Genomic DNA, 19,232 nt, shown 5'->3' with positions numbered 1-19,232 from the left:
AGTATTGGACACGATAAACCCTGGCCTCCTAGCGTGAGGTCATGGCCGACAATCACCTCTGCGTGTTCCCGCGCATACCCTGCGCCCCACCGTCGCGCGACGGAGCCCCCGACCTCTGTGCGAGGCCGCTGTGACCGTACGGATCTGCGACGACGTCGACGCGGCGGTCTCCGGCGTCGAGGACGGGGCGACCGTGCTCATCGGCGGCTTCGGCATGGCCGGGATGCCGGTGGAACTGGTCGAGGCGCTCATCCGGCAGGGCGCGTCCGGACTGACCGTGGTCTCCAACAACGCGGGCAACGGCGACACCGGCCTGGCGGCGCTCCTGGCCGCGGGCCGGGTCCGCAAGATGATCTGCTCCTTCCCCCGGCAGAGCGACTCCTGGGTCTTCGACCGGCTCTACCGCGAGGGACGGATCGAGCTGGAGGTGGTCCCGCAGGGCACCCTCGCCGAGCGGCTGCGGGCCGCCGGAGCGGGCATCGGCGCCTTCTACGCGACCACCGGCGCCGGCACGCTGCTGGCCGAGGGCAAGGAGACCCGCGAGATCGCGGGCCGCGCCCACGTCCTGGAGTACCCGATCAAGGGCGACCTCGCGCTGATCGGCGCCCACCGGGCCGACCGGATGGGCAACCTCGTCTACCGCAAGACCGCACGGAACTTCGGGCCGGTCATGGCCACCGCCGCGACCACCGTCGTGGCGCAGGTGCGGGACGTCGTCGAGACCGGCGGCCTGGACCCGGAGGCGATCGTGACCCCCGGCATCTACGTGGACCGCGTCGTGAAGGTGGTACCGACCCCATGAGCACCGCAACCGCACCGGCCGAGCACCTCGACCGCGGCCCCCTGACCCGGGACGAACTGGCCGCGCGGGTGGCCCGCGACATCCCGCGGGGCTCCTACGTCAACCTGGGCATCGGGCAGCCGACCCTGGTCGCCGACCACCTCCCCGGGGCCTCGGGCGTGGTCCTGCACACCGAGAACGGCATGCTCCACATGGGCCCCGCCGCCCGGGGCGAGCAGATCGACCCCGAGCTGATCAACGCCGGGAAGACCGCCGTCACCGAGCTTCCCGGAGCCGCCTACTTCCACCAGGCCGACTCGTTCGCCATGATGCGCGGCGGCCACCTCGACGTCTGCGTGCTCGGGGCGTTCCAGGTCTCGGCCGCCGGCGACCTGGCCAACTGGCACACCGGTGCGGCCGATGCCATCCCGGCGGTCGGCGGCGCGATGGACCTCGCGGTCGGCGCCCGGCAGATCTTCGTGATGATGACGCTCTTCGCCAAGGACGGGACGCCCAAGCTCGTGCCGGAGTGCACCTATCCGCTCACAGGCAAGGCGTGCGTCAACCGTGTTTACACGGACCGCGCCACCTTCCTCGTGGGCCCGGAGGGCGCGGTCGTCACCGAGACCTTCGGCATCTCCTTCGCCGACCTCGCCGCCCGCCTCGACGTCCCCCTCGTGGCGGGCCCGGCGGCCTGACGCGCCGGGGCCGGGCGGCGGCGCGGCGCACGACGCCCGCCTCCCCCGGCCCCGCCTCGCGCTGCCCCGCCTCCCCCGGCCCGTCGCACCGGAGCCTCCGGCTCCGCTCACTCCGGCCGGTCCCCCCGCTGCGCCCGCCCCAGCAGCCCCGTCAGCTCCTCACGGGTCGGCACCCGCGGGTTCGCGTACGGCACGGCCAGCACCTGGTCCACCACCTCCGGCAGCCGCCCGGCGTCCATGCCGAGCGCGGCCAGCGAGGACGGTGCGCCCAGCGTGCGCCCCAGCTCCCACAGCGCGGTGGCCGCGGAGTCCGATCCGAGCGCCCGCGCCAGGGCCCCGGCCGCCGTGGGGGCGGCCGGGGCGTTGTAGGCGAGGACGTGCGGCAGGACCACCGTGTGCACCTCGGCGTGGGGCAGGTCGAAGGTGCCGCCGAGCACATGGCAGAGCTTGTGGTGCAGCGACATGGTGGTGGCGCCCAGGACGGCACCGCACAGCCACGCGGCCCGCAGCGCCCGGCCGCGCCCCTCGGGCCCGGCGGGGTCGGCGGCGACGCGCGGGAGCGCCCCGGCCATGAGGCGCACCCCCTCCTCCGCCATCAAGGCGACGACCGGCGAGCAGTCGGGGGCGTAGAGGCCCTCGACGGCGTGGGCCAGCGCGTTGATGCCGCTGCCGACCGACATCGGCACCGGCAGGCCGAGCGTCAGCTCCGGGTCGTAGACGACGCTGCGCGGCAGGACGGCCGGGTCGCGGCCGGTGCGCTTGACGCCGTCCTCGGTCAGACCCCACACCGGCGTCATCTCCGAGCCGGAGTACGTCGTCGGCACGGCGATGACCGGCAGGCCGGTGTCGCGGGCCACGGCCTTGCCGAGCCCGATCGCGGAGCCGCCGCCCACCGCCACGCAGCCGTCGGCACCCAGCTCGGCGGCCCGCTCCCGCGCGGCGCGGGCCGTGGCGGCGGGGACGTGCATCCGGGCGCCGGCGAACACCCCCGCCGCCCGCGCCCCGAGGAGGCCGGCGACCCGGTGCGCCAGTTCCTCCTGCACCGGGCCGGACAGCACCAGCAGCCTGCGCAGGCCGAGCCGGCCGGCCTCCTCGGGGAGGGCCGCGAGCCGCCCGGGTCCGAAGGTGACGCGCATCGGCAGGGCCTCGTAGGAGAAGTCACTCCACATGACCGGCCGCCGTCCCGGTCAGGGCGGGGTGCTCCGCCGGGGCGCAGGTGTTGCGCAGCCGGCCGATGCCCTCCACCCAGGACTCCACCACGTCGCCGGGGGCGAGGAAGCGCTGCGGCCGGCGGGCCGCGCCGACCCCCGAGGGGGTGCCGGTGAAGATGAGGTCGCCCGGGAGCAGCGGCACGATGTGGGAGAGCCGGGAGACCAGTTCGGGGATGGGGAAGACCAGCTCCGCGGTGCGCCCGTCCTGCACCGTCTCCCCGTTGACCGAGCAGCCCAGCCCGAGGTCGTCGCGGTCGCCCAGCTCGTCGGGCGTGACCATCCACGGGCCGAGCGGGCCGAAGGTGGGGAAGGACTTGGCGAGGCTGAACTGCGGTGAGGGCCCGGCCACTTGGAGGGCGCGCTGCGAGACGTCCTGCCCGATGGTCAGCCCGGCGACATGGTCCCACCCCGCCTCGGGCGAGACCCGGTACGCGGGCCGTCCGACAACGGCGACGAGTTCGACCTCCCAGTCGCAGGGACCGTCCACCAGCCGGATGTCGTTGTAGGGGCCGGTGAGACAGGACGGGTACTTGGTGAAGACGCTGGGCTCCGCCGGGAGGGGGATGCCGATCTCCGCGGCGTGGTCGACGTAGTTGAGGCCGACCGCGAAGACCTGCCGGGGCGTGTCCACCGGGGCCCGCAGCAGCGCCGGGTCCAGCGGGGTGCCGGTGCCACCGCCGAACGGGCCGGCCCCCTCGTACCAGCGCAGGAACGCGTCCCACTCCTCCAGCAGTGCCCGCGGGTCGGGCCCGAACCGGCCGCCGGAGCACTCGGCGACGTCGAACACGGCCGACTCGGGGCCGAGCACCGCGACCCGTCCGGCCACGTTGGCGATACGCAACGATCTCTCCCTCCTTGGAAAGTGCCGAATGTCAGTGCCGGTAGCCGGTGTAGCCCGGGGAGCAGCCGGGCGTGGCGGCGGTCCGTCCGCCGTCGACGGGCAGCACCGCCCCGGTGACGTAACCGGCCGCCGGCGAGGCGAGGTAGAGGACGGCGGCGGCGTACTCGTCGGGGTGGGCCACGGGACGCAGGGGGGTCGCGCGGCCGAGTTCGGCGACCACCGCGTCGTTGAGCGGCATCGCCGACGAGCCCGCCCGCGCGATGCCGTTGACGCGGATGCCCAGCGGCGCCAACTCGGCGGCCAGGACGTGGATGAGGCTGTGCACGCCGCCCTTGGAGGCGGAGTAGCTGACGACGTTGGGGTTGCCGTGGGTGCCGTCGATCGAGCCGGCGTGCACCATGGACGCCCGCGAGGACGCCTTCAGGTGCGGCAGGAACGCCTGGGACGCGGCGTACACGCCGGTCAGGTTGATCCGTACGGTCTCCTCGAACTGCTCGACGCTCAGGTCGGGGAAGCGGCCGAAGTCGTTGGCGAAGTGGTGGGTCACCAGCGTGTCGACGCTCTCCCAGCCGGCCGGCAGCCGCTCGGCGATCCGCGCGACGGCCGCGGGGTCGCGGGGGTCGTTGACGAAGACGAGGGGCGTGCCGCCCGCCTCGCGCACGGCGGCCTCGGCGGCGTCCGCCGCCTCCCTCGTGGCCTGTACGACCGCGACCTCGGCGCCGCACCGGGCGAACTGCACGGCGGCGGAACTCGCCAGGTCCTCGGGGCCGTTGATGCCGATGCCGGTGCCGATGAGCACGGCCTTGTGGCCGGTGAAGTCGAAGGCTCGGGTGATGTCCATGGGGGCTCTCATTCCTTGTCTCGGTGCCGTCCCGCCGTGGCGGGCCCGGTCCTGGCCACGGCTCCCGCCGGGTCCTGGTACTGCCACAGCCAGGCGCTGACCTCGGCGTCGATGTGACCCTGGGCCACGCCCCGGTCGCGGTCGCGCTGGGCCGGGCCGTCGGGCAGGTGGAAGGTGGTCGCGTTGGCGCCGGAGAGCGCCTGCACCCGGTTGGCGCGTTCCAGCCGCAGGTCCTGGAAGAGGCGGAAGGCGGTGTCCGGGTCCGGGGCCGCCGCGAAGGCCGCGCCGAGCGCCTGTCCGTCCTCGATGGCCTGGGCCGCGCCCTGCCCGAGGTAGGGCAGCATGGGGTGGCAGGCGTCCCCGAGCAGGCAGACGCGCCCGGCGATCCAGTTCTCCAGGGGCGGTTGGGTGTGGATGTCGTAGCGGACGACGCCGTTGCCGGCGGCGACCAGGCGCCGCAGCGGTTCGTGCCAGCCGTCCAGGTGGTCCAGGGTCTCGTCGACGCCGACCGGTGCCGAGGTCGCTCCGGAGGGGATGGCGGGGGTCTCGATGCAGGCGGTGATGTTGATGACCGAGCCGCGCCGGAAGGGGCTGTGCACCACGTGCGCGCCGGGGCCGAGCCACGATTCGAAGCTGTTGCGCTCGACGAACTCGCCGAGTCCCGGCTCGCCGGCGACGCGTTCCGCCGGGACCTGGGTGCGGAAGCCGCTGTGCCCGGAGTAGGTGGCCTCCCTGCCGTCGAACAGCTCGCGCCGTACGACCGAGCGGATGCCGTCGGCGCCCACGGTGGCGTCGGGTGCGAAGACCTCGCCGCCGCGGGTGGTGACGCGTCCGGTGGCGGGGTCGACGTCGGTGACGCACTTGTCGAGGCGGACCTCCGCCGGCGGTCCGGCGTCGTCCGGTCCCTCGGGGGCGGTCGCGGCCTCCAGCAGGGCGCGTTGCAGGTCGCCGCGGTGCGCGAACCAGAAGGGGTGGCCGTACGTCCGCACGGTCGTGCCGAGCGGGGCCTTGAAGAGTTCCGCCCCGTTCTGCCAGCGGCGGCGGGTGGTCCAGGTGGGCAGGGACACGTCGGCGGACAGGCGGGGCGCGATCCCGAGGGCGGTGAGCGCGCCGACGGCGTTGGGGCCCAGGCCGATGCCGGCGCCGACCTCGCTGATCCGATGGGCCTGCTCCAGCACGGTGACGTGCTGCCCGGCCCGGCGCAGCGCGACCGCCGCGGCGAGGCCGCCGATGCCCGCGCCGATGATGACCACCTTCATGGTCAAGCCTCCGTTCGGCTAGATGATCGTGGTGTCGCCGCTCGGCTCGGCGTCGACGGGGGTGAAGAGGGAGTCCACCGACGGGCTGCCGGTGGTGATGCCCTGTTCCCGGGCGTAGCGGACGATCAGTTCCATCGCCCGGACGTTGCCGGGGGTGAGGCCGTACTGCCAGGGGTCGTCGCCGAGCAGCGCGTCCTGCTCGCGCCAGACGTCCTGGACGAAGGCGAGGGGCAGGGCGCGCGGGTTGCGCAGCCGCCGCATGGCCTGGCGCCGGGCCGCCGTGCAGGCGGCCATCAGGCTGGCCGGGACCCAGGGGTGGCGGTCGACGATCTCCTGACGGATCGTCAGTACGTGCATGACCGGGAAGACCCCGGTCCTGGCGTGGTACGCCCGCTCCACCGCCGGGAAGTCGGGGAAGAGCCGGACGATCGAGGGGTCCCCGGCGAGGAACGACGGCGGGTTGTAGGCGGAGACGGTGGCGCTGACGGCCCCGGTGTCCAGCAGCGCGTCGATGCGGTGGCGCGCGGCGCTGTCGGCGGGGTCGAGCGGCGCGTCCTGGCCGTCGGGCAGCCGCCCGAAGCTCCCGAACACGTCCTGCCAGTCGACCCGGTCGAGCCGCAGCCCGTGTTCGTCCTGGAGGATGCCCCGGAGCCACACAGCCGCGGCCGGTTCGAACCCGCCGATGCCGACGGCCCTGCCCTCCAGGTCGGCGACGGTCTCGATGCCGCTGCCGGCCCTGACGAAGACCGAGCCGTGCCGGAAGCGGCGGTGCGGGAAGACGGGGAGGGCGGTGAGCGGTTCGCCCCGCTCGCGGGCGCGGAGGTACTGCACGACGTTGAGTTCGCAGATGTCGACCTCGTCGCGCCGGTCGAGCCGGAAGATCCGTTCCTTGTCCTGGGTCAGCGCGTTGAGGTCGAAGCCGTCGGGGCGGACGGTGCCGTCCACCAGGCCGCGCATGATCTCGTAGTCGCCGCATCCGAGCGACAGCACCGGGCGGCTCATCCGGCGGCCTCCTCGTGGTGGCCGAGCGCGGTGAAGACCGAGGCGCGCAGTTCGGCGAACCGCTCGGTGGCCTTGGTGGCGATCTGGTCGCGGGGCCGGGGCAGGTCGACGGTCATGGTCTCCCGGATGCCGGTGGGCCGGCGGGTCAGGGCGACGATGCGGTCGCCGAGGTAGATGGCCTCGTCGATGTCGTGCGTGACGAAGGCGATGGTCATGGCGCGCTCGCTCCAGAGCCGGAGCATGAGGTCCTCCAGCTCGACCCGGGTCTGCGCGTCGACGGAGGCGAAGGGCTCGTCCATCAGCAGCAGGCGGGGGCGGTAGGCGAGGGCGCGGGCGATGGCGACGCGCTGCTGCATGCCGCCGGAGAGCTGCCAGGGCCGCTTGTGCCCGTCGGCCGCGAGCCCCACCGACTCCAGGGCCTCGTCGGCCTGCGCGGCGGCCTGCTTCTTGGAGATCGCCTGGTAGCGCAGCGGCAGGCGGACGTTGTCCCGGACGCTCAGCCAGGGCAGCAGGGAGCGGCTGTAGTCCTGGAAGACGATGCCGAGGGTGGCGGGCGGGCCGGTGACGGCGGCGCCGTCGATGCGGACGGTGCCCGACTCGAAGGGCAGCAGGCCGGCCAGGCAGCGCAGCATGGTGGTCTTGCCGCAGCCCGAGGGGCCGACGACGGAGACGAATTCGCCTTCGAAGACCTGGAGGCTGATGCCGTCCAGGACGGGGTCGCCGCCGTAGCCCTTGCGGAGCCCGTCGACCTCCAGGATCGGTGTGCGGCCGGCCGGCGCCGCGGCGGGCGCGACGGCGGGCGGCGGTGCGGTCTCAGCCATCTGTGTACTCTCCGAATCTCCTGTCGAGCCGACGGCCCGCGTAGGCCACCAGCGAGTTCACGGCGACGCCGATCACGCCGAGCAGCACGATCGCCGACCACATGTCGGCCAGCCGGAAGCTGGTCGAGGTCTGCGAGAGGAAGTAGCCCAGGCCGTTGGTGCTGGAGTAGTACTCCGAGGCGATCATGACGACGAAGGCGATGGGCATCGCGGCCTGCACACCGCCCCAGATGTGCGGTACGGCGGTGGGCAGGACGACCCAGCGGAACCGGGCCCACCGGCCGAGCCCGAAGACCCGGGCCATGTCGTCGCGGACCGGCTCGACCGAGCGCGCCCCGTCGACGGCGGCCAGCAGCACCGGCCAGAGCGCCGAGGCCGCGATGACCCCGATCTTCATGGTGTCGCCGGTGCCCAGGACGAGGATCATCGGCGGGATCACCAGGATCGGCGGAAGCGCCCGCATGAACTCCAACTGCGGCTGTACATACGACTCGATGCGGCGGATGGCGCCGATCAGGGTGCCGATCGCCACGCCCAGCGCGGTGCCGAGGGCCATTCCGAGGCCGACGCGCCACAGGCTCGGCACGACGATGTCGGTCAGTTGCCGGGAGAGCCAGTTGGCGCGGAACGCCTCCAGGATGTCGCTCAGCGGGGGGAAGTAGAGCGAGGTCGACGAGGCACTGGCCGTCCACCAGAGCGCGACGGCCGCGGCGGTGGTCAGGACCGGCAGCGCGATCGCCCACAGGCGCCGGTTCATACGGACCTCCTCGACGCGTGCCAGGACAGCAGCCTGTCCTCGGCCGGCTTGATCAGCAGGTTCACCAGCAGACCGAGCACGCCGGCCGCGAACGTGCTGGCGTAGACACCGACGTTGTCGCTGCTCTGCAAGGAGACCTGGACGTCCTTGCCCAGGCCCGGCATCCCGCCGAGCAGTTCGGCGGTGATCGCCACGATCAGGGAGACCGAGGCGGCGACGCGCACGCCGGTCACGATGAACGGCAGCGCGCTCGGCAGCACCAGCCGGTGGACGCGGGCGGACCTCGGGACCCCGAAGGAGATCAGCGTCTGCTCGGCGACCGGGTCGACGGCGCGGGCACCGCGGATGGTGAGCACCAGGACCAGCCACAGGCTGGACAGGGCGGTGAGGATCACCGCGCCGCCCAGTCCGATGCCGGCGGTGAGGATCACCAGCGGCAGCAGCGCGACCGAGGGGATGGGCCGCAGGAACTCGATGACCGGCCGCAGCGCCTGTTCGGCCAGGGGCAGCCGGCCGAGCAGGATGCCGAGCGGGACGGCGACGGCGGTGCCGATCGCCAGCCCGAGCAGGGCCTGGGTGACGCTGCTGCCCACGCTGGACCAGAACGCGCCGTCGGCCGTCATGCGGCCCAGCCGGGCGAGGACCGAGGAGACCAGCGGGAAACTGCTGCGGCTGAGCACGCCGGTCACGCCCAGGAGCTGGATGACCAGCAGGGTCACGGTGACGGAGAGGATCTGCCGCCACCAGGGAAGCGTCCGTCTCCGGGTCTTCCGGGCGGTCCCCCCGCCGCGCGCGCCGGCCTCGGCCGGGGGCGAGGCGGGGAGCGCTCTGCCGGTGGTCTCGGCGGTCACCGGGCGTCCAGGAGCAGTGAGGCGATGTCGACCTTCTTGGTGGCGAAACCTTCCTGCGCCATCAGATCCGCCTCCTCCTGGAGCTTGGCGACGTCGATGGCGGTCGGGAAGGTGTAGTTCGGGACCTGCTGCGCCAGCTCGGGGGTGAGCTTGGTGTAGGTGGTGACGAAGTCCCGGTAGGAGTCGTTCTTGTTGAGTTCGTCGGCGGCCTCGGTCAGCGCGGCCACGAACGCCTTGGCCGCCTTCGGGTTCTCCTTCACGAAGGTGTCGGTCATGACGTACCCGGCGACCGGCATGCCCTTGAGCGTCTTCTCGTACGGATCGACCAGCAGCTTGGCGTCCTTGTCCTGGACCTGGGTGGAGAAGGGCGGGACCAGGTAGGCCGCGTCGACCTTGCCGGAGACCAGGGCGTCGCCCATGACGGAGAGCGGCAGCACCTGGAACTTGACCTTGTCGACGTCGACGCCGGCTTCCTTGAGGGCGACCCGGGAGTTCAGCTCGAAGGTGGCCTTCGGCTGGTTGACGGCGACGGTCTTGCCCTCCAGGTCCTTCGCGGAGCCGATCCCGCTCGACGGCATCGCGTAGATGCCGGTCTGGGTGTCGGGGGCCCCGTCGATGCCGGGGAAGACGCCGCGCAGCCCGACGCCCTGGGCGGTGGCCTGGATGAAGGTGGTCCAGGACATCGACACGGCCTGGTAGCTGTTGGACACCAGCGGGGGAACCTCGGAGGCGCCCTTGGGGTCGATGGTGACGTCCAGGCCGTTCTTGGTGAAGATCCCCTTGTCCTTCGCGTAGTAGAGCGGCGCGAAGTCGCCGACCGGGGTGACGCCGACCTTCAGCTTCACCACGCCGCCCGATTCCTCGGCCGCGGCACCGCCACCGCCGCCGTCGGAGTCCCCGCACCCGGCCAGCAGCCCACCGGCCAGCACCGCCGCGAACAGCGCGGCCACACGGTGTCTCCGGAACGTCACAGCGAACACGCCGCCTCCTCATTGATGTCGCGGACCCCCGATGCGGGGCCCACTCGTGGCTTCCCGGCGTGCGCGGTGAGGGCGCCCGGAACGGGACGGCGCCACCTCGCGCTTCCGGGACCTCAATGCCGCAGCGGGACACGAGTGCGGTGCACGGGCGTGTCGTGGGAGCCACTGCGCTCTCAGCTCATCCGACCCCGGGGGGAGCGGCTCCAAGCACAGCCCCAATTTTCGAAAACGTCAAGGGTCATCGTCATTCTGCAAGAAAGTCCGAAAGCTGAGCGATCCTTGGGTTACGCTGTCCGGGTGTCACGACGAGCCGAAGACAGACGCCCCACGAGGGGCCAGGTGGTGCTGACCGCACTACGCGAGGACATCCTCAACGGACGCTTGGCGCCGGGCTCGACCCTGGGCTTCGCCGAGCTGTCCGCCCGCTACGACGCCAGTACCGGCGTGCTCCGCGAGGCGCTGCCCCGCCTCGTGGAGCAGGGCCTGGCCACGGCGCAGCCGCAGCTCGGCTACCGGGTCGTCGAGGTCAGCGTCACCGACCTCGAACACCTCACGGAGGCCCGGGTGGCGATCGAGACCCAGGTGCTGGCCCAGTCGATCAGGGCCGCCGACCTGGACTGGGAGGCGTCGGTGGTCGCCGCGCACTACCGGCTGACCCAGCTCTCCACGCTGCACGCCGACGGCGCGATGAACGCCGACTGGATGGAGGCGCACCGCCGTTTCCACCGCGTACTGCTCGACGGCTGCCCGAACGCGCGGCTGCGCGAGGTCGCCGACCGGCTGCGCGACGTCAGCGAGGTCTACCGGTGCTGGTCCGTGCGGAGCACGGAGCAACTGCGGATGCGCGACGCCGAGCACGCGGAGATCGCCAGGCTCTCGGTCGAGCGGGACGTCGAGGGCGCCCGGCAGGCACTCGCCGACCACATCACCAGGACCACCGAGGTGCTGCTCGAAGCGCAGCACCGGGCCACCGCCGACTCACGTCCGGAGTAGCCATGACCGACGCCCCCGCACCGTCCGCCCGCGCCATGCCGGCGCCGGTCCCCGCCGGGGACCCCGCGCGGCAGCCCGCCCCGCAGCCGGGACGGCACTCCGTACGGCAGTCAGCACAGGAGCCGGTACGGCAGCCAGTACGGCAGCCCGCCTTGCAGGCCGCCCGCGAACAGGAGCTGGTCGACCGGGTCGTCGCCGCCTTCGACCCGTGCCCCGATCCCCGGCTCGCCGAGCTGATGTGCTCGCTCGTCCGGCATCTGCACGCCTTCATCCGGGACGTCCGGCTGACCGAGGCGGAGTGGGAGGCCGCGATCCGCTTCCTCACCGAGGCCGGCCACATCACCGACGACCGGCGCCAGGAGTTCATCCTCCTCTCCGACGTGCTCGGCGCCTCGATGCAGACCATCGCCGTCAACAACGAGGCGTACGGCAACGCCACCGAGGCCACCGTCTTCGGCCCGTTCTTCGTCGAGGACGCCCCGCGGATCGCGCTCGGCGGCGACATCGCCGGCGGCGCGGCCGGGGAGCCGTGCTGGATCGAGGGCACGGTCACCGACACCGACGGCGTGCCCCTGCCCGGCGCCCGCATCGAGGTCTGGGAGGCGGACGCCGACGGCTACTACGACGTGCAGTACACCGACGGCCGGGTGGCCGGGCGGGCCCACCTCTTCAGCGACGACGAGGGCGCGTACCGCTTCTGGGGCCTGACCCCGACGCCGTACCCCATCCCGCACGACGGTCCGGTCGGCGCGCTGCTGGACGCCGTCGGACGGTCACCCATGCGCGCGGCGCACCTGCACTTCATGGTGAGCGCCCCGGGCCACCGCACGCTGGTCACCCACATCTTCGTCGAGGGCGACCCCCAACTGGAGGCGGGCGACTCGGTCTTCGGCGTCAAGGACTCCCTGATCCGCCGCTTCGCCCCGCAGGCCCCCGGCACCCCGGCGCCGGACGGCCGCGACCTGGGCGACCAGGCGTGGAGCCGCGCCCGCTTCGACATCGTGCTGGCCCCTCAGGGCGCGTCCCGGGAGTGACGGGCGGGGACGCGGGGGCCGTGCCGGACAGGATGCACCGGGCAGGATGCGAGGGCGGCCCCCCGTACCCCCCTACGGCTCGACGAGTCGCCGCAGCTCGGGCAGGAGCGCGTCGAGGTCCCGCGCGCTGCGGAAGGCGACGATCGTCGTCCCGGCCTCCGCGGACCCGTCCCCCGGCGAGCGCACCGGGAAGAGCGCGAGGACCTCGCGCATCGCCTCGTCCACCTCCGCCACCGGGTCGCGGGACTCGCCCCGCAGCCAGCGGCGCAGGACGTGGTTGTGGGCCGCCACCACGGCCGCGGCCATCAACTCGGCCCGCAGCGAGGCCGACGCGGTCGGGTCTCCCATCCACTCCGCGATGAACTCGCGGAACAGCCGCTGGTAGCGCGCCACGCTGGCGATCTCGCGGTCCCGCAGGGCGGGCACCTTGCTGGTGAGCCCGTAGCGCCGACGGGCGAGGTCGCCCTCGTCGATGTAGTGCAGCAGGACCAGGCGGACCGCGTCCGAGACGGCGACGAGGGCGGTGCTGTGGCTGGAGGTGGCCAGCCGGTCCCTGATCAGGTCGAGCAGCCGGTCGTGGTCGGGGAAGATCACGGCTTCCTTGGACCGGTAGTTCCGGAAGAACGTCGTCCGTCCTACGCCGGCCCTCTCGGCGATGTCGTCCACGGTCGTCTGCTCGTATCCGCGCTCGTCGAAGAGCGCGAAGGCGGCATCCGCCAGCCGGATGCGCGCGGGTGACTTGCTCATGACCGCCCATCCTCCCCTGTCGCGGTGGCGGAGACCACTTGCCCACGACCATGGTACTGAGTACCGTTCGAGGGAGATTCGGTACCAGAGGAGGTCGGGCATGGGTTCCCCTGCGCAGAGCGAGTCCGGACTGCCCATCCAGCCCGTCTACGACGGCACGTCGGTGGCGGGGTTCGACGCCGACGCCAAGCTGGGCTCCCCGGGGCGGTTCCCGTACACCCGGGGCGTGTATCCGACGATGTACACGGGCCGGCCCTGGACGATGCGGCAGTACGCCGGGTTCGGCACGGCCAAGGAGTCGAACGAGCGGTACCACGAGCTGGTCGGGGCGGGCACCGGTGGCCTGAGCGTCGCCTTCGACCTGCCCACCCAGATGGGGTACGACTCCGACGAGGCCATCGCCCGCGGCGAGGTGGGCAAGGTCGGCGTGGCCGTCGACTCCCTCGACGACATGCGAACGCTCTTCCAGGGACTGCCCCTGGACAAGGTCTCGACGTCCATGACGATCAACGCGCCCGCGGCCTCCCTGCTCCTGCTGTACCAGTTGGTCGCGGCCGAACAGGGCGTCCCCGGCGACCGGTTGACCGGCACCATCCAGAACGACGTCCTCAAGGAGTACATCGCCCGCGGCACCTACATCTTCCCGCCGCAGCAGTCCCTCCGGCTGATCAGCGACATCTTCGCCTACTGCCACCGGGAGCTGCCGCGCTGGAACACCATCTCCATCTCCGGCTACCACATGGCCGAGGCGGGGGCGACGCCCGCGCAGGAGATCGCGTTCACGCTGGCCAACGCCAAGGAGTACGTACGCACCGCGATCGCCGCCGGACTCGACGTGGACGACTTCGCGCCGCGGCTCTCCTTCTTCTTCGTCGCCCGGACCACGCTCCTGGAGGAGATCGCCAAGTTCCGTGCCGCGCGCCGGATCTGGGCCCGCGTCATGCGCGACGAGTTCGGCGCCCGTAACCCCAAGTCGCAGATGCTGCGCTTCCACACCCAGACCGCCGGCGTGCAGCTCACCGCGCAGCAGCCCGAGGTCAACCTCGTCCGCGTCGCCCTCCAGGGCCTCGGCGCGGTCCTCGGCGGCACCCAGTCGCTGCACACCAACTCCTACGACGAGGCCATCGCCCTGCCCACCCAGAAGGCGGCGCGTCTGGCCCTGCGCACCCAGCAGGTCATCGCCTACGAGACCGACGTGACCGCGACCGTCGACCCCTTCGCCGGCTCCTACGTCATGGAGTCGATGACCGACGACCTGGAGGGGGCGGTCCTGGAGCTGATGCGGGCGGTCGAGGACCGCGGCGGCGCCGTGGCCGCGATCGAGCAGGGCTTCCAGAAGTCGGAGATCGAGAAGTCCGCGTACCGGACCGCGCTGGAGATCGACCACCAGGAGCGGACCGTGGTCGGGGTCAACAAGTACGTCCTCGACGAGGAGGAGCCGTACGAGCCGCTGCGCGTCGACCCGCAGATCGAGCTGGACCAGCGCGAACGCCTCGCCGCCCTGCGCGAGGAACGCGACGGCGACGCCGTCCTCCGCGCCCTCGACGCCCTGCGCGCCGCCGCCCGGGGCACGGACAACGTCCTGCCCCCGATGCGCGAGGCCCTGCGGCTGCGCGCCACGGCCGGCGAGGTCGCGCACGCGCTGCGCGACGTCTGGGGCACGTACGTCCCGCACGACACCTTCTGACCGAACAAGCCCTGGGGTGGAGCAGTCAGTGAACGAGATCGACATGCGTACGACCGCGGGCAAGCTCGCGGATTTGAGGCGTCGTATCGGGGAGGCGACGCATGCGGGGTCCGCTCGTGCGGTGGAGAAGCAGCACGCGAAGGGGAAGCTGACGGCGCGGGAGCGGATCGCGTTGCTGGTGGACGAGGGCTCGTTCGTGGAGCTGGACGAGTTCGCCCGGCACCGTTCCACCAGCTTCGGCCTGGAGCACAACCGGCCCTACGGGGACGGTGTCGTGACCGGGTACGGCACGGTGGACGGGCGGCCGGTGGCGGTGTTCTCGCAGGACTTCACCGTGTTCGGGGGCGCGCTGGGCGAGGTCTACGGGCAGAAGATCGTCAAGGTGATGGACTTCGCGCTGAAGACGGGCTGCCCCGTCATCGGGATCAACGACTCCGGCGGTGCCCGTATCCAGGAAGGCGTCGCCTCGCTGGGGGCCTACGGGGAGATCTTCCGCCGCAACACGCACGCCTCGGGGGTGATCCCGCAGATCAGCCTGGTGGTGGGCCCGTGTGCCGGAGGCGCCGTCTACTCGCCGGCGATCACCGACTTCACCGTCATGGTCGACCGGACCTCCCACATGTTCATCACCGGCCCCGACGTCATCAAGACCGTCACCGGCGAGGACGTCGGCTTCGAGGAACTGGGCGGCGCCCGCACCCACAACACCGCCTCCGGCGTCGCCCACCACATGGCCGGCGACGAGAAGGACGCCATCGACTACGTCAAACAGCTCCTGTCCTACCTGCCGTCGAACAACCTGTCCGAACCGCCCGCCTTCCCCGAGGAAGCCGACCTCACCGTCAGCGACGAGGACCGCGAACTCGACGTCATCGTCCCCGACAGCGCCAACCAGCCCTACGACATGCACACCGTCATCGAACACGTCCTGGACGACGCCGAGTTCCTGGAAACCCAGGCCCTGTTCGCCCCGAACATCCTCACCGGCTTCGGCCGCGTCGAAGGCCGCCCCGTCGGCGTGGTCGCCAACCAGCCCCTGCAGTTCGCCGGCTGCCTCGACATCACCGCCTCCGAAAAAGCGGCACGCTTCGTACGGACCTGCGACGCGTTCAACGTCCCCGTCCTCACCTTCGTCGACGTCCCCGGCTTCCTGCCCGGAGTCGGCCAGGAACACGACGGCATCATCCGCCGCGGCGCCAAACTGATCTTCGCCTACGCCGAAGCCACCGTCCCCCTCATCACCGTCATCACCCGCAAGGCATTCGGCGGCGCCTACGACGTGATGGGCTCCAAACACCTCGGCGCCGACCTCAACCTCGCCTGGCCCACCGCCCAGATCGCCGTCATGGGCGCCCAGGGAGCCGTCAACATCCTCCACCGCCGCACCCTCACCGAAACCGCGGCCGACGACATCGAAGCCACCCGCACCCGCCTGATGCGCGAATACGAAGACGCCCTCCTCAACCCCTACACCGCCGCCGAACGCGGCTACATCGACGCCGTCATCATGCCCAGCGACACCCGCCGCCACATCACCCAAGGACTCCGCCAACTCCGCACCAAACGCGAAACCCTCCCCCCGAAAAAACACGGCAACATCCCCCTCTGACCACACCTCCACCCCCCAGGAGCCACCGTGATCAAAGTCGTACGGGGCAACCCCACCCCCGAAGAACTCGCCGCGGTGGTAGCGCTGTTGTCCGCCGCCACCACCCCGGGCCCCGGACCGGCGCCCCGCCCCACCACCTCCTGGGCGTCACCCCGCCGCCTCCTGCGCACGCCGCCCGGCCACGGCCCCGGCGGCTGGCTCGCCTCGGCCCTCCCCCAGTGAACTTCCGATCGGAGAAATCGATGAACGCCCTGCGACAGCGCGCCGATCTCGGCGGCGTGGCAGCGTCGTCCCGGCTGCGCGTGGTGATCGCCAAGCCGGGACTCGACGGTCACGACCGCGGCGCCAAGGTCATCGCCCGCGCGCTGCGCGACGCCGGCCACGAGGTGATCTACACCGGTCTGCACCAGACCCCGGAGCAGATCGTCGCCACGGTCATCGCCGAGGACGCGCCCGTCCTGGGCCTCTCCGTACTCTCGGGCGCCCATCTGACGATCGTGGAGCGCGTACGCGAACTGCTGGCGCGGGAGGACGCGAGCGACGTCCGCATCCTGGTCGGCGGCATCATCCCGGACGCCGATGTCCGCCTGCTCGAAGCGATGGGTGTCGACGCGGTGTTCACCCCGGGCGCGGACATCAGCGGCATCGTCGAGACGGTCGACCGGTTCCGGGCCGAACTGGCGGACGCCCAGGGGGCGGCATGCTGACCAAGGTGCTCATCGCCAACCGTGGCGAAATCGCTGTCCGCGTGGCTCGGGCGTGTCGGGATGCCGGCATCGCGAGTGTCGCGGTGTATGCGGACCCGGATCGGGATGCTCTGCATGTTCGTGCTGCTGATGAGGCGTTCGCTTTGGGTGGTGACACGCCCGCGACGAGTTATCTGGATATGGGGAAGGTGTTGCGGGCGGCGTCGGAGTCCGGTGCGGACGCGGTCCATCCCGGTTACGGTTTTCTCTCCGAGAACGCTGATTTCGCGCAGGCCGTGCTGGATGCGGGGCTGATCTGGATCGGTCCGCCGCCGCAGGCGATCCGGGACCTGGGCGACAAAGTCGCCGCCCGGCACATCGCCCAGCGGGCCGGCGCCCCCCTCGTCGCCGGCACCCCCGACCCGGTCTCCGGCGCCGACGAGGTCGTCGCCTTCGCCCGGGAACACGGCCTGCCCATCGCCATCAAGGCCGCGTTCGGCGGCGGCGGGCGTGGCCTGAAGGTCGCCCGCACCCTCGAAGAGGTCCCCGAACTGTACGACTCGGCGGTGCGCGAGGCGGTGGCCGCCTTCGGCCGCGGTGAATGCTTCGTCGAGCGCTACCTCGACAAGCCCCGCCACGTCGAGACCCAGTGCCTGGCCGACACCCACGGCAACGTGGTCGTCGTCTCCACCCGCGACTGCTCCCTCCAGCGCCGCCACCAGAAACTCGTCGAGGAAGCCCCCGCGCCGTTCCTCTCCGACGCGCAGGTGGAGCAGTTGTACTCGGCGTCCAAGGCGATCCTCAAGGAAGCCGGCTACGTCGGCGCCGGCACCGTCGAATTCCTCGTCGGAGCCGACGGCACCATCTCCTTCCTGGAAGTCAACACCCGCCTCCAGGTCGAACACCCCGTCACCGAGGAAGTCGCCGGCATCGACCTGGTGCGCGAGATGTTCCGCATCGCCGACGGCGAACCCCTCGGCTACAGCGACCCCGCCCTGCGCGGACACTCCTTCGAGTTCCGCATCAACGGCGAGGACCCCGGCCGCGGCTTCCTGCCCGCCCCCGGCACCGTCACCCGCTTCGCCCCGCCCACCGGCCCCGGCGTCCGCCTCGACGCCGGCGTCGAATCCGGCTCCGTCATCGGCCCCGCCTGGGACTCCCTCCTCGCCAAACTCATCGTCACCGGCCGCACCCGCGAAGAAGCCCTCCAACGCGCCGCCCGCGCCCTGGACGAATTCCACATCGAAGGCATGGCCACCGCCATCCCCTTCCACCGCGCCGTCGTCCGCGACCCCGCCTTCGCCCCCGAACTCACCGGCACCACCAGCCCCTTCACCGTCCACACCCGGTGGATCGAGACCGAGTTCACCAACACGATCCCGCCCTTCACCACCCCCGCCGACACCGACACCGACGACGAATCCGGCCGCGAGACCGTCGTCGTCGAAGTCGGCGGCAAACGCCTGGAAGTCTCCCTGCCCGTCTCCCTGGGCATGTCCCTGGCCCGCACCGGCCTCGCCGCCGGCGCCAAACCCAAACGCCGCGCCGCGAAGAAGTCCGGCCCCGCCGCCTCCGGCGACACCCTCGCCTCCCCCATGCAGGGCACCATCGTCAAAATCGCCGTGGAAGACGGCCAGGACGTCAAGGAAGGCGACCTCATCGTCGTCCTCGAAGCCATGAAGATGGAACAACCCCTCAACGCCCACAAATCCGGCACCATCAAGGGCCTCAGCGCCGAAGTCGGAACCTCCCTCACCTCCGGCGCCGTCATCTGCGAGATCAAGGACTGAGACCTGGCTCCGGCGGCTCCGCTACCGCACCACGCGGTAGCGGAGGTAGACCACCCCCGAACCGAAGGCGCGGTTCTCGACGAGTTCCAGATTCACCCGGCGCTCGCGCCGGGGAAAGAACGGAGTGCCACCGCCGACCAGCACCGGGTAGACCCTGGCCCGGTACTCGTCGATCAGCCCGCACTCCGCCGCCTCGACGGCGAGAGTCGCGCCGCCGATGGCGATGTCGCCCTCCCCCGGCGCCGCCCGCCACCGCTCGATCTCCTCCGCCAGGCCACCAGAGGCCAGCCGGGCATTGCCCCGCACCTCCGACAGGGTGGTGGAGAACACCACCTTGGGCAGCGACGTCCAGAGCGCGGCCCACGCGAGCATGGAGGCATCCAGCGAAGGGTCCTGGCCGGCGGTCTCCCAGTACAGCATCGTCTCGTACAACCGCCGCCCCAACAGATGCACGCCAACCCCTCGTTCCTCCTCGGTGACGAACCGAAAGACCTCCTCATCGGGCCCCGTCCAGTCGAAGTCACCCCCCGGCCCGACGATGTAACCGTCGAGTGAGACACCCATCGAATACGTCACACTTCGCACCAGAATTCCTCCTTGGTAACGAATTGAACCGTACGACCAGCCTCCGTCGAAGGCACGGC

Annotated in this window: 20 protein-coding genes; 9 read left to right on the top strand and 11 right to left on the bottom strand. The window is 71.9% G+C overall.

All coding sequences use genetic code 11. The features are described from left to right. Positions 1-130 precede the first annotated feature (130 nt). Both J5Y05_RS01140 and J5Y05_RS01135 read left to right on the top strand, forming a co-directional pair. Positions 131-802, top strand: coding sequence for a 3-oxoacid CoA-transferase subunit A (locus J5Y05_RS01140; RefSeq protein WP_210867826.1), 672 nt, complete (start codon positions 131-133; stop codon positions 800-802). Next, entirely contained in the window at positions 799-1,479 is a 681-nt protein-coding gene (locus J5Y05_RS01135) for a 3-oxoacid CoA-transferase subunit B (protein ID WP_210867825.1), read from the top strand. Before J5Y05_RS01140 ends, J5Y05_RS01135 begins: the two co-directional genes overlap by 4 nt. Positions 1,480-1,586: 107 nt before the next feature. On the opposite strand, the gene J5Y05_RS01130 is transcribed toward J5Y05_RS01135, so the two are convergent. The 9 genes from J5Y05_RS01130 to J5Y05_RS01090 are packed head-to-tail and all read right to left on the bottom strand — an operon-like array spanning position 1,587 to position 10,042. Then, positions 1,587-2,648, bottom strand: a complete 1,062-nt coding sequence (locus J5Y05_RS01130) for a maleylacetate reductase (RefSeq protein ID WP_210867824.1) — start codon at positions 2,646-2,648, stop codon at positions 1,587-1,589. Then, positions 2,638-3,531 (bottom strand): fumarylacetoacetate hydrolase family protein, encoded by an 894-nt coding sequence (locus J5Y05_RS01125; RefSeq protein WP_210867823.1) that lies wholly within the window; start codon positions 3,529-3,531, stop codon positions 2,638-2,640. The genes J5Y05_RS01130 and J5Y05_RS01125 overlap by 11 nt, the downstream gene beginning before the upstream one ends. A 31-nt stretch (positions 3,532-3,562) precedes the next feature. Next, positions 3,563-4,372 (bottom strand): SDR family NAD(P)-dependent oxidoreductase, encoded by an 810-nt coding sequence (locus tag J5Y05_RS01120; protein WP_210867822.1) that lies wholly within the window; start codon positions 4,370-4,372, stop codon positions 3,563-3,565. A gap of 8 nt (positions 4,373-4,380) precedes the next feature. Further along, a complete protein-coding gene (locus J5Y05_RS01115; protein ID WP_210867821.1) occupies positions 4,381-5,631 on the bottom strand; it encodes an FAD-dependent monooxygenase in 1,251 nt (416 codons plus the stop codon). A gap of 18 nt (positions 5,632-5,649) precedes the next feature. Continuing rightward, positions 5,650-6,633, bottom strand: coding sequence for an ABC transporter substrate-binding protein (locus tag J5Y05_RS01110; RefSeq protein WP_210867820.1), 984 nt, complete (start codon positions 6,631-6,633; stop codon positions 5,650-5,652). Continuing rightward, positions 6,630-7,454, bottom strand: coding sequence for an ABC transporter ATP-binding protein (locus J5Y05_RS01105; protein ID WP_210867819.1), 825 nt, complete (start codon positions 7,452-7,454; stop codon positions 6,630-6,632). The genes J5Y05_RS01110 and J5Y05_RS01105 overlap by 4 nt, the downstream gene beginning before the upstream one ends. Next, on the bottom strand, positions 7,447-8,211 hold the full coding sequence (locus J5Y05_RS01100; protein ID WP_210867818.1) for an ABC transporter permease: 765 nt from the start codon (positions 8,209-8,211) through the stop codon (positions 7,447-7,449). The genes J5Y05_RS01105 and J5Y05_RS01100 overlap by 8 nt, the downstream gene beginning before the upstream one ends. Beyond that, complete coding sequence (locus tag J5Y05_RS01095; protein WP_210867817.1) at positions 8,208-9,062, bottom strand: ABC transporter permease; 855 nt, start codon at positions 9,060-9,062, stop codon at positions 8,208-8,210. The genes J5Y05_RS01100 and J5Y05_RS01095 overlap by 4 nt, the downstream gene beginning before the upstream one ends. Beyond that, a complete protein-coding gene (locus J5Y05_RS01090) occupies positions 9,059-10,042 on the bottom strand; it encodes an ABC transporter substrate-binding protein (RefSeq protein WP_210867816.1) in 984 nt (327 codons plus the stop codon). Before J5Y05_RS01090 ends, J5Y05_RS01095 begins: the two co-directional genes overlap by 4 nt. 342 nt (positions 10,043-10,384) lie before the next feature. Here J5Y05_RS01090 and J5Y05_RS01085 point away from each other — a divergent pair, with 342 nt between their 5' ends. Both J5Y05_RS01085 and J5Y05_RS01080 read left to right on the top strand, forming a co-directional pair. Then, the gene (locus J5Y05_RS01085; RefSeq protein WP_210867815.1) at positions 10,385-11,035 is read left to right on the top strand and encodes a GntR family transcriptional regulator; all 651 of its coding nucleotides are present in this window, start codon (positions 10,385-10,387) and stop codon (positions 11,033-11,035) included. A gap of 2 nt (positions 11,036-11,037) precedes the next feature. After that, a complete protein-coding gene (locus J5Y05_RS01080) occupies positions 11,038-12,069 on the top strand; it encodes a hydroxyquinol 1,2-dioxygenase (RefSeq protein WP_247613987.1) in 1,032 nt (343 codons plus the stop codon). A 72-nt stretch (positions 12,070-12,141) separates the two neighbouring features. Here the strand turns inward: J5Y05_RS01080 and J5Y05_RS01075 are convergent, their stop codons facing one another. After that, entirely contained in the window at positions 12,142-12,816 is a 675-nt protein-coding gene (locus tag J5Y05_RS01075; protein WP_210867814.1) for a TetR/AcrR family transcriptional regulator, read from the bottom strand. Positions 12,817-12,916: 100 nt separating this feature from the next. Here J5Y05_RS01075 and J5Y05_RS01070 point away from each other — a divergent pair, with 100 nt between their 5' ends. From J5Y05_RS01070 to J5Y05_RS01050, 5 genes are read left to right on the top strand one after another with little or no spacing between them, the layout of a single operon-like run. Next, positions 12,917-14,503: an acyl-CoA mutase large subunit family protein gene (locus J5Y05_RS01070; RefSeq protein WP_210867813.1), complete on the top strand. Its 1,587-nt coding sequence runs from the start codon at positions 12,917-12,919 to the stop codon at positions 14,501-14,503. Between the two features lie 43 nt (positions 14,504-14,546). After that, on the top strand, positions 14,547-16,112 hold the full coding sequence (locus J5Y05_RS01065) for an acyl-CoA carboxylase subunit beta (RefSeq protein ID WP_210869596.1): 1,566 nt from the start codon (positions 14,547-14,549) through the stop codon (positions 16,110-16,112). Between the two features lie 27 nt (positions 16,113-16,139). Next, complete coding sequence (locus J5Y05_RS01060) at positions 16,140-16,334, top strand: acyl-CoA carboxylase subunit epsilon (RefSeq protein WP_210867812.1); 195 nt, start codon at positions 16,140-16,142, stop codon at positions 16,332-16,334. 56 nt (positions 16,335-16,390) lie between these two features. Continuing rightward, positions 16,391-16,819 carry a cobalamin B12-binding domain-containing protein gene (locus tag J5Y05_RS01055; RefSeq protein ID WP_372450472.1) on the top strand — a complete coding sequence of 143 codons (429 nt, stop codon included), beginning with the start codon at positions 16,391-16,393 and terminating at the stop codon, positions 16,817-16,819. Next, positions 16,816-18,588 (top strand): acetyl/propionyl/methylcrotonyl-CoA carboxylase subunit alpha, encoded by a 1,773-nt coding sequence (locus tag J5Y05_RS01050; protein WP_210869593.1) that lies wholly within the window; start codon positions 16,816-16,818, stop codon positions 18,586-18,588. Before J5Y05_RS01055 ends, J5Y05_RS01050 begins: the two co-directional genes overlap by 4 nt. Positions 18,589-18,609: 21 nt before the next feature. On the opposite strand, the gene J5Y05_RS01045 is transcribed toward J5Y05_RS01050, so the two are convergent. Further along, on the bottom strand, positions 18,610-19,173 hold the full coding sequence (locus J5Y05_RS01045) for a dihydrofolate reductase family protein (RefSeq protein ID WP_210867810.1): 564 nt from the start codon (positions 19,171-19,173) through the stop codon (positions 18,610-18,612). Between the last annotated feature and the right edge of the window lie 59 nt (positions 19,174-19,232).

The sequence above is a fragment of the Streptomyces tagetis genome, from assembly GCF_018069565.1.
In the GTDB taxonomy this organism is placed as follows: Bacteria; Actinomycetota; Actinomycetes; order Streptomycetales; family Streptomycetaceae; genus Streptomyces; species Streptomyces tagetis.
The sequence above is the reverse complement of the archived record's forward strand: the minus strand, read 5'-3'. Positions and strand labels throughout refer to the sequence as shown.